The organism is Desulforamulus aquiferis (assembly GCF_030577015.1).
Taxonomy (GTDB): domain Bacteria; phylum Bacillota; class Desulfotomaculia; order Desulfotomaculales; family Desulfotomaculaceae; genus Desulfotomaculum; species Desulfotomaculum aquiferis.
Map to the genome: position 1 here is coordinate 1 of NZ_JARPTC010000055.1, position 575 is coordinate 575.

Here is a 575-nt window from a genome sequence, read left to right on the forward strand (position 1 = left end):
AGTCTCCCACCTATCCTGTACATCAAATACCAAAACCCAATGTCAAGCTACAGTAAAGCTCCACGGGGTCTTTCTGTCCTGTCGCAGGTAGACGGCATCTTCACCGTCATTACAATTTCACCGAGCCCCTCGTTGAGACAGTGCCCAAATCGTTACGCCTTTCGTGCGGGTCAGAACTTACCTGACAAGGAATTTCGCTACCTTAGGACCGTTATAGTTACGGCCGCCGTTTACTGGGGCTTCGGTTCTCTGCTTCGACTCGCGTCTAACACTTCCCCTTAACCTTCCAGCACCGGGCAGGCGTCAGCCCCTATACGTCAGCTTTCGCTTTAGCAGGGACCTGTGTTTTTGGTAAACAGTCGCTTGGGCCTTTTCTCTGCGGCCTCTTCTCGCTCAAGTAGTTAAACTGTCACGATACCGAGGCACCCCTTCTCCCTAAGTTACGGGGTCATTTTGCCGAGTTCCTTAACGAGGGTTCTCTCGCGCGCCTTAGGATTCTCACCCCACCTACCTGTGTCGGTTTGCGGTACGGGCACCTTTTACCTCGCTAGAAGCTTTTCTTGGCAGTTTGGGAT

1 rRNA gene is annotated in these 575 nt (G+C 52.5%); it reads right to left on the minus strand.

What is annotated here, in order from left to right:
- Nucleotides 1–575, minus strand: a 23S ribosomal RNA gene (locus tag P6N53_RS18475); the annotation flags it as partial.